Origin of the sequence: Xanthomonas cissicola, assembly GCF_008801575.1 — a bacterium.
Lineage (GTDB): Bacteria > Pseudomonadota > Gammaproteobacteria > Xanthomonadales > Xanthomonadaceae > Xanthomonas > Xanthomonas cissicola.
This window is the reverse complement of the sequence record NZ_VZPL01000013.1, coordinates 92,513-100,937: the sequence shown is the minus strand read 5'-3', so window position 1 is coordinate 100,937 and position 8,425 is coordinate 92,513. Positions and strand designations below refer to the sequence as shown.

General features: G+C 64.0%; 3 protein-coding genes and 1 pseudogene. All 4 read left to right on the top strand.

Annotated features, from left to right (window positions below):
- Window positions 1-401: pseudogene (locus F7R02_RS08115) on the top strand (hypothetical protein); the annotation flags it as partial.
- A 450-nt stretch (window positions 402-851) separates the two neighbouring features.
- Window positions 852-3,095, top strand: a complete 2,244-nt coding sequence (locus tag F7R02_RS08110) for a methyl-accepting chemotaxis protein (RefSeq protein ID WP_078589676.1) — start codon at window positions 852-854, stop codon at window positions 3,093-3,095.
- A gap of 473 nt (window positions 3,096-3,568) precedes the next feature.
- Window positions 3,569-5,809 (top strand): methyl-accepting chemotaxis protein, encoded by a 2,241-nt coding sequence (locus F7R02_RS08105; protein WP_078589675.1) that lies wholly within the window; start codon window positions 3,569-3,571, stop codon window positions 5,807-5,809.
- 107 nt (window positions 5,810-5,916) lie between these two features.
- A complete protein-coding gene (locus tag F7R02_RS08100; RefSeq protein ID WP_139370905.1) occupies window positions 5,917-8,391 on the top strand; it encodes a methyl-accepting chemotaxis protein in 2,475 nt (824 codons plus the stop codon).
- Window positions 8,392-8,425: the final 34 nt, after the last annotated feature.

The following is an 8,425-nucleotide window of genomic DNA, read 5'->3' as shown; positions in this document are numbered from 1 at the left end:
CGGCCTGCTTCAGCGTGGCGATGATCTGTGTCTCGGTGAACTTCGATGTGCGCATGGAACCTCCTGACTTGGGAACGATGCCAGAAAGATCTACTTATGCGGTGTCTGCGGATCGGGGGAGCTTACGCACCCAGCAGAACGCCGCGTTGGTGGAAGAAGCCACCGCCGCGGCACGCTCGATGGAAGAGCAGGCGCAGCAGCTCACCGAAGCGGTGGCGCAGTTCCGCCTCTCGGCCGAGCTGGAAGCGGTAACCCGTGCTACGCCGGTGGTGCGCCACATCGCCGCCAAGCGCCCGGTTGCTGCCAGCATGCCGGCCAGCAAGCCGCATGCTGCGCGCCCGGCGGGCCGTGCCGCAGCAGCAGTGGCACCGTCCAACGAATCCGATTGGTCCGAGTTCTAAGCGGCGAGACGGCTGCGCTCGCCGCCAGGTGGGCGCGACCGGCGCCGGGGCAGCTGTTCGCAGCGTGCCGGCCATTGCGTTGAACATCCCGCACGGCTGAAATAGTCGCCGCCATGCAAGCCGCGCTCTCTGGAGCGCGGCTTTTTTTATTGCGTCGCCAGATCGAATAAACCCATCGGCACGTCAAAATGGATTATCCGGATACATTTTATAAATGTAAAAAATGAATGATCAGTAGAGCTCGCATTATCCATGGGCTATTTTGATGGCTTCGATTCAATAAATCATCGGCTTATTTCACAAACCTGACTTGAGTTATACTTTTTTAGATATCGAGGTATTCAGAGAATATACGTGGGCGCCGTTACAGCACATAGCGACAGGTCAGGCGAGTATCGCTGCCGTCAGCGTATCGCTCTCCCGCTGCTCAACGCGTCCAAGGAACCAGCCATGACTAATCTTCTCCAACGTTATAACGTCGGCCCACGACTGGCCGCCGCCTTCACTATTCTGATCGTGCTGTCGGGGCTGATTGCGTTCATCGGCTATCGTGGCCTGAGCGCGTCGCGTGCGCTAGTGGATCACCTGGTTAATCAGAACATGGTGAAAATTCGCTTGTCCAACACCATGATGAATGCCAACTCCGTCATTGCCACGCAGATCCGCAATGTCGTGTTGCCGACCTCCAACGAGGACAATCTCAAGTTTATCGAAAACATCAAGAATGCCCGTGCAGACTACGTCAAGGCACGCGCGGCCCTGTACGCAACCCCGCCCTCGGAAGAAGGCAAGGAAATTCGTGCAGAAATCGATCGCCGCCGAGAGATCGTCAAGGGCTTGAACGACAAGGTCATCGAGCTGGTGATGACTGGCCATAGCGACGACGCCCTGCCCTTGCTGCTGACCAAGGCTGCACCGGCGATGCAGCAGTGGCAGGACAAGATCGCAGAAAACATCGCATTGCAGAACAAGCTGGCGGGCGACGCCTCTGCTGCTGCGCTGCAGTCCATGGACGAGTCGCGCAAGTTGCTGATCGGCGGTTCGCTGCTGGTCGTGCTGCTGAGCGGCGCCCTGGGCGTGCTGATCACCCGCAGCCTGACCCAGCCGTTGAGCCGCGCGACCCGCGCTGCAGAATCCATCGCCGGCGGCCGGCTGGATAACGATGTCGATACCCAGTTCAACGACGAGGCCGGGCGCCTGCTCAAGGCGATGAGCAAGATGCAACAACAGTTGCGCAATCTGCTGAGCGCGCAGACCGACATGGCCCGGCGCCATGATGAAGGCCAGATCAGCTACCGCATCGATGCCGATGCGTTCCCAGGCGACTACGGCCGCATGGCAAGCGATACCAACAATCTGGTCGCATCGCATATCGCGGTGAACCTGAAGCTTGCGCAGATCATGGGCCGCTACGCCATCGGCGATCTCAGCGAGGACATGGACAAGCTGCCCGGCGAAAAGGCCGTGCTCACCGACACCATGGCGCAGGTCAAATTCAACCTGTCGGCAATGAATACCGAGATCAAGCACCTGGCCACATCGGCGGCCAATGGCGACTTCAGTGCCCGCGGCGATGCCGAGCGTTTCCAGTACGACTTCCGGGTGATGGTGGAAAGCCTCAACACCTTGATGGCCACCGCCGATGGCAACCTGCAATCGCTCTCGGGCTTGTTGCAGTCGATCGCTGCCGGCGACCTCACCGCACGCATGAGTGGCGAGTTCCATGGCGTGTTTGCGCAGATGCGCGACGATGCCAATGCCACCGCCACCCAGCTGGCCGAGATCGTCAGCGGCATCAAGGCCTCGGCCACGTCGATCAGTGGTGCGGCAAGCGAAATCGCCGCCGGCAATCAGGACCTGTCGCAGCGCACCGAACAGCAGGCCGCCAACCTGGAAGAAACCGCGGCCTCGATGGAAGAGCTCACCTCCACCGTCAAGCAGAACGCCGAAAGCGCACGCCAGGCCAACCAGCTCGCCATCGGCGCGGCCAGCGTGGCCACGCAGGGCGGCGAGATCGCCGGCCAGGTGGTCGAGACCATGGCCGGCATCGAGGCCTCGTCGAAGAAGATCGCCGATATCATCTCCGTCATCGACGGCATCGCCTTCCAGACCAACATCCTGGCCTTGAACGCCGCGGTGGAAGCGGCGCGTGCCGGCGAGCAAGGCCGCGGCTTCGCCGTGGTGGCTTCCGAAGTGCGTACGCTGGCACAGCGCTCTTCCGGCGCCGCCAAGGAGATCAAGGACCTGATCGCCGACTCGGTCGAACGTGTGGCCGCCGGTTCGGTGCTGGTCAATACCGCAGGCAGGACCATGAGCGAGCTGGTGACCAGCGTGCAGCGGGTCACCGACATCATGGGCGAGATCTCCGCCGCTTCGCAGGAACAGTCGGCTGGCATCGAACAGGTCAACCAGACCGTCACCCAGATGGACGAAACCACCCAACAGAACGCCGCGCTGGTGGAAGAAGCCACCGCCGCCGCGCGCTCGCTGGAAGAACAGGCGGTCGGATTGACCGAGGCCGTGGCGGTCTTCAAGACCGAACAAGGCACCGCCAGCACTGTCCGCACGGCATCGGTCGCCAAGGCCGCGCCCGCGGTGCGCGCCAAGCTGACCTCGATCGGCGGCACCGCGGCCGCCAAGCCGCGCGCGGTCGCTGCATCGACGACCGTCGAGACCAACTGGCAGGAGTTCTGACCAACACGCACTGGCATCGGTGGGAAATGGACACCGATGCCATCTGCGCCAGGCGACCGCTCCACACATCGGTCGTTGCAACACGCAGGGCCCGACCAAGCGCATGCCACCCGCACGCGTTTGATCGGGCCCTCATTGCATTGATGGTAGCCGCTGGCGATGGGCCAGCCTGATGCGCCCTGGATGACGTCGAACCGCCAAGTCGAACCTCACGCGGTATGGCCTTGCATCGGCAAGCATCGTTCCCTGCACCAGGGAACGATGCCAGCTATAACAAAAGCTAAATAGCGAGCTCAAGTATACGACCGATTCGCCGCTACCTGCCCTGCAATCGGGACGGAGCCGACGCGGGCGACCAGCGCCAGGCGTCACGCGGCCGTCCCCCGCTTGCAGCGGGTGCCGACCGTGATCGCGAGGCCGCCGCCGTTTGCCTCGAACCGCCTCCTTTTCCTCCTTTCCGGCAGGTATGTTTCATGATCGGCTTTCTCCAACGCTATAACGTCGGCACCCGCCTTTCCGCTGCGTTCGGCTTCCTGATCCTGCTGTCCTGCGGCCTGGTGGCCGCTGGCCTGATGACCCTGGCGCAAGCGCGTGGGCGCATGGAGTCGATCGTCAAGCGCAATATGACCATCCTCGAGTACGTCGGCGAGATGCGCACCGCCAGTGCGGACATTGCCATCAACCTGCGCAACATCGTGCTGCCGACCACGCAGGAAGAGAACATCGGCTTCGCAAAAATCATCGAGCAGCAACGGCAGTACTACAGCGACATCCACGACAAGCTGTACGCCATCCCGCCGTCCGACGCCAATGGTGCAGCAATGCGTCGGCAGATCGATCTTGCTCGCGAAAAAGCGCGTGTTGCCAACCAGCAGGTGTTGGACCTGGGCATGAACTACAAGCCCGACGAGGCGCTCAAGGCACTGATGCAGCAGGCCGTACCGGCGAACCAGCAATGGCAGGACGCGCTCAATGCGTATGCCGCACGCCAGCGCACACGTGGCGCCAGCGCCTACGCCGATGCCAATGCCGCAATGGATCGTGGCCGGGCGTTGCTGATCGCCGGCGGCATTGCGGTTGTCGTGATCAGCAGCCTGCTGGCCTGGCTGATCACCCGCAGCCTGACCCAGCCGTTGAGCCGCGCCACCCGTGCCGCCGAGGCCATCGCCGAGGGCCGCCTGGATAGCAATGTGCACACCACCGCCACCGACGAGCCCGGCCGGCTGCTCAGCGCCATGGCCAAGATGCAGACGCAGTTGCAGCGTTTCTCCGGCGAAACCACGCGAATGATCGAGCTGCACGCCGACAAGGACATCAGCCACCGCATGCCGCAGGACTTCCCCGGCGTGTACGGCGAACTGAGCAAGGGCATCAACACGATGATGTTCGAGCACCTGGACGCCATCGTCGATGCCGTCGAAGTGCTCAACGAATACGCCCGCGGCGATCTGCGCCGCGATGCACGGCGCCTGCCGGGCAGCCGTGCGGTGCTGCACGAGTCGATGGATGCGGCCAAAGCCAGCCTGCTGGCGATCAACACCGAGATCCAGCGCCTGGCCAGCGCGGCGGCTGCCGGCGACTTCAGCGCGCGCGGCGATGCGCAGCGGTTCGAGCACGATTTCCTGCGCATGGTGCAGGATCTCAACGCGATGATGGAGGTCAGCGACACCAGCCTGGGCAGCTTGTCGGCGCTGTTGCAGTCCATCGCCGCCGGCGATCTCACCGCCCGCATGCACGGCAACTTCCACGGTGTGTTCGCCAAGATGCGCGACGACGCCAACGCCACCACCGAACAGCTCACGCGCATCGTGGTGCGGATCCAGGGCGCGGCCGGCAACATCGGCGCGGCCACCGGCGAAATCGCCGCCGGCAACCAGGATCTGTCGCAGCGTACCGAACAACAGGCCGCCAACCTGGAAGAGACCGCTGCCTCGATGGAAGAGCTCACCTCCACCGTCAAGCAGAACGCCGAAAGCGCACGCCAGGCCAACCAGCTCGCCATCGGCGCCGCCCGCGTTGCGTCGCAGGGCGGGGAGATCGCCAGCAAGGTGGTCGAGACCATGAGCGGGATCGAGTCTTCGTCCAAGAAAATCGCCGACATCATCAGCGTCATCGATGGCATCTCGTTCCAGACCAACATCCTGGCGCTCAACGCCGCGGTGGAAGCGGCGCGCGCCGGCGAACAAGGCCGCGGCTTTGCCGTGGTGGCCAGCGAAGTGCGTACGCTTGCGCAGCGCTCCACCGCAGCGGCCAAGGAGATCAAGAGCCTGATCGACGATTCAGTGCAACGCGTCGCCGAAGGCTCGCTGCTGGTGCACAGCGCCGGCACCACCATGGCCGAGATCGTGTCCAGCGTGCAGCGCGTCACCGACATCATGGGCGAGATCTCCGCGGCCTCGCAGGAGCAGTCGGCCGGCATCGAGCAGGTCAACCAGACCGTCACCCAGATGGACGAAACCACCCAGCAGAACGCCGCACTGGTGGAAGAAGCCACCGCCGCCGCCCGCGCACTGGAAGAACAGGCGCTCGGATTGACCGAGGCAGTGGCGGTCTTCAAGACCGACAGCAACGACGCATCGCGTGCAGCATCACGACGCCCGGCAGCAACGCCGGCGCTTGCGGCCAAGGCGGTGGCAGCCGGCCGCGTTCCTGCCCCCAGGCTGCGCGCCGTGGTCGCTGCGCCAGGCAACGACAGCAGCTGGCAGGAGTTCTGAACAGGTCGCCAGCACTGACTGAACTGGACGGATCGGCAGCGCTGCCGATCCATTAAAGGCGTAGACGTCGTTAGCCGATAGTCTGCTTACATCCATGAGACGCATCAATGACCACCTCACCCACGCTGTCGCCGCAGACCGTTCCAGCGTCCCCACGCCGCTGGACCCGCCGTTGGGACGACCTGGCCATCGCCAGGAAACTCGGCATCATCGGCGTGCTTGCGTTGGTGGGGCTGGTCATTCCGGTGCTGCTCTATCGCGGCAAGCTCAACGAAAGCGTCGCCATCAGCAGCAACGAATTGCGCAGCTATGCGCCGCTTGGGCAAATGCTGGGCCTGATCACCGACCTGCACGCAGCCCACGTAGATAGCGGCAGCACCGCCAAAGACGCCGCCCAGCGCGCCGAGCGCGATCTCACCCAACTGCTCGCCACCACGGCCAAGCTTCCCGGCTTCGAACGCAGCCAGAAGCAATTGCTGGCCCTGCAGCAGCGCCATGTTGCCGGTGCCGCCGCGGAGGGCTACGCCGCCGTGAGCGAACAGGCCTTTGCCGCGCTGGATGCATTACGCGACGACAGCCAGCTGGTCTACACCCCGTACATCGAGAGCTATCACCTGGTGGTCTCCACGCTGATCTACAGCCCCGAGACCACCGAATCGCTGACCCGTCTGGACGCCGCCAGCGACCCCTCGCAGGCGGGCGACAGCCGCGCCATGCTGCGCGAGCAGCTCGATCAACTTGCCCGAAACCATGTGCGTTTCCGCCATGAGCTGGACAAGGCGATGGGCCTGCTGGAGCAGCCCGACCCTGCCCTGGCCGATGCCGCCAAGGTCGAAGCCACCCAGTCACGCGCCGCACTGGCCGCACTGGGTACCGCCTTGGAGGGCAGCGATGCCAAGGCCGACGCGCAGTGGAATGCCGCACTCGATGCGCTTGGCCAGAGCATGCGGGACCTCAGCAACGTGTCCCTGCAGGCGCTGCAGCGGCAATCCGAGCGCCACCTGGTCGACGCACGCAACGCGATGTGGCAAGCGATCGCCGGCCTGTCGGTGCTGGCGCTGCTGATCGCCGCCCTGTGCTGGTATACCTTGTCGCGCCTGACCCGCAATGTGCGCCGCGCCGCGACGGTGGCAGCCAATATCGCGCAGGGCCAGCTGGACGATCAGGTCAGTGCCGCCGGCCGCGACGAAACCGGTCAATTGCTCGACACCATGCGCCAGATGCAAGGGCAACTGCAGCGCGTCCTCAGCGCGCAAAGCGAAATGGCGCAGCGCCACGACGCCGGCCAGATCAGCTACCGCATGCAGGCAGACAGTTTCCCCGGTGCCTACGCCACCATGGTGCGCGACACCAACGCGCTGGTGGGCTCGCACATTGCAGTCAAGATGAAACTTGCGCAGATCATGTCGCGCTACGCCATCGGCGACCTGAGCCAGGACATGGAGCGCCTGCCTGGCGAAAAGGCGGTGTTCACCGACACCATGGATACCGTCAAGGCCAACCTGTCGGCGATGAACAGCGAGATCAAGCTGCTTGCGCAGGCCGCAGCCAATGGCGATTTCAGCGTGCGCGGCGACGCACAGCGCTTCCAGTACGATTTCCGCGCGATGGTGGACAGCCTCAATCAATTGATGGCCACCTCCGATGCGAATCTGCACGCGCTCTCGACGGTATTGCAGGCGATCGCGGCGGGCGACCTCACCGCCCGCATGCACGGCGACTTCCACGGCGTGTTCGCGCGCATGCGCGACGATGCCAATACTACCGTGACCCAGCTGGCCAATATCGTCGGGCGCATCCAGCAGTCCACCAATGCCATCAACGACGCCGCCAGCGAAATTGCCACCGGCAATCAGGATTTGTCGCAACGCACCGAACAGCAAGCGGCCAATCTGGAAGAAACCGCTGCCTCGATGAAAGAACTCACCTCCACCGTGCGCAACAACGCCGAGCATGCGCGCCGCGCAAACCAGTTGGTGGTCGATGCGGCCACGGTCGCCTCGCAAGGCGGTGCGGTAGTGGGTGAGGTCGTGGGCACCATGGCCGGCATCCAGGCTGCATCCAAGAAGATCGCCGACATCATCAGCGTGATCGACGGCATCGCCTTCCAGACCAATATCCTGGCCTTGAACGCCGCGGTGGAAGCGGCGCGCGCCGGCGAACAGGGCCGCGGCTTTGCAGTCGTGGCCAGCGAAGTGCGCACGCTGGCGCAGCGCTCGGCCGATGCGGCAAAAGAGATCAAGCAACTGATCGAGGACTCGGTCAGCCGGGTCGAACACGGCAACCAGCTGGTGGGCCAGGCCGGTCGTACCATGCAGGACATCGTCGACTCGGTGCAGAACGTCACCACCATCATGCATGAGATCAGCGAGGCATCGCAGCAGCAGTCGCAAGGCATCGAACAGGTCGGCCAGACCATCGCGCAGATGGATCAGGCCACCCAGCAGAACGCCGCACTGGTGGAAGAAGCCACCGCCGCCGCCCGTTCGATGGAAGAACAGGCGCAGCAATTGCGCGATGCGGTCTCTGTGTTCCAGTTGCAGGCAGGGCCTCCGCGTCGCCGCCTGGGCCACGCTGCCTAGAGCGACCGGCGGTCGATCTGCCCTGGGACGCTGC

What these genes read in the sequence shown, in the direction of transcription:
- F7R02_RS08100 (WP_139370905.1), top strand. Translation starts at nt 5,917, where the DNA reads ATGACCACCTCACCCACGCTGTCGCCGCAGACCGTTCCAGCGTCCCCA.
- F7R02_RS08110 (WP_078589676.1), top strand. Translation starts at nt 852, where the DNA reads ATGACTAATCTTCTCCAACGTTATAACGTCGGCCCACGACTGGCCGCC.
- F7R02_RS08105 (WP_078589675.1), top strand. Translation starts at nt 3,569, where the DNA reads ATGATCGGCTTTCTCCAACGCTATAACGTCGGCACCCGCCTTTCCGCT.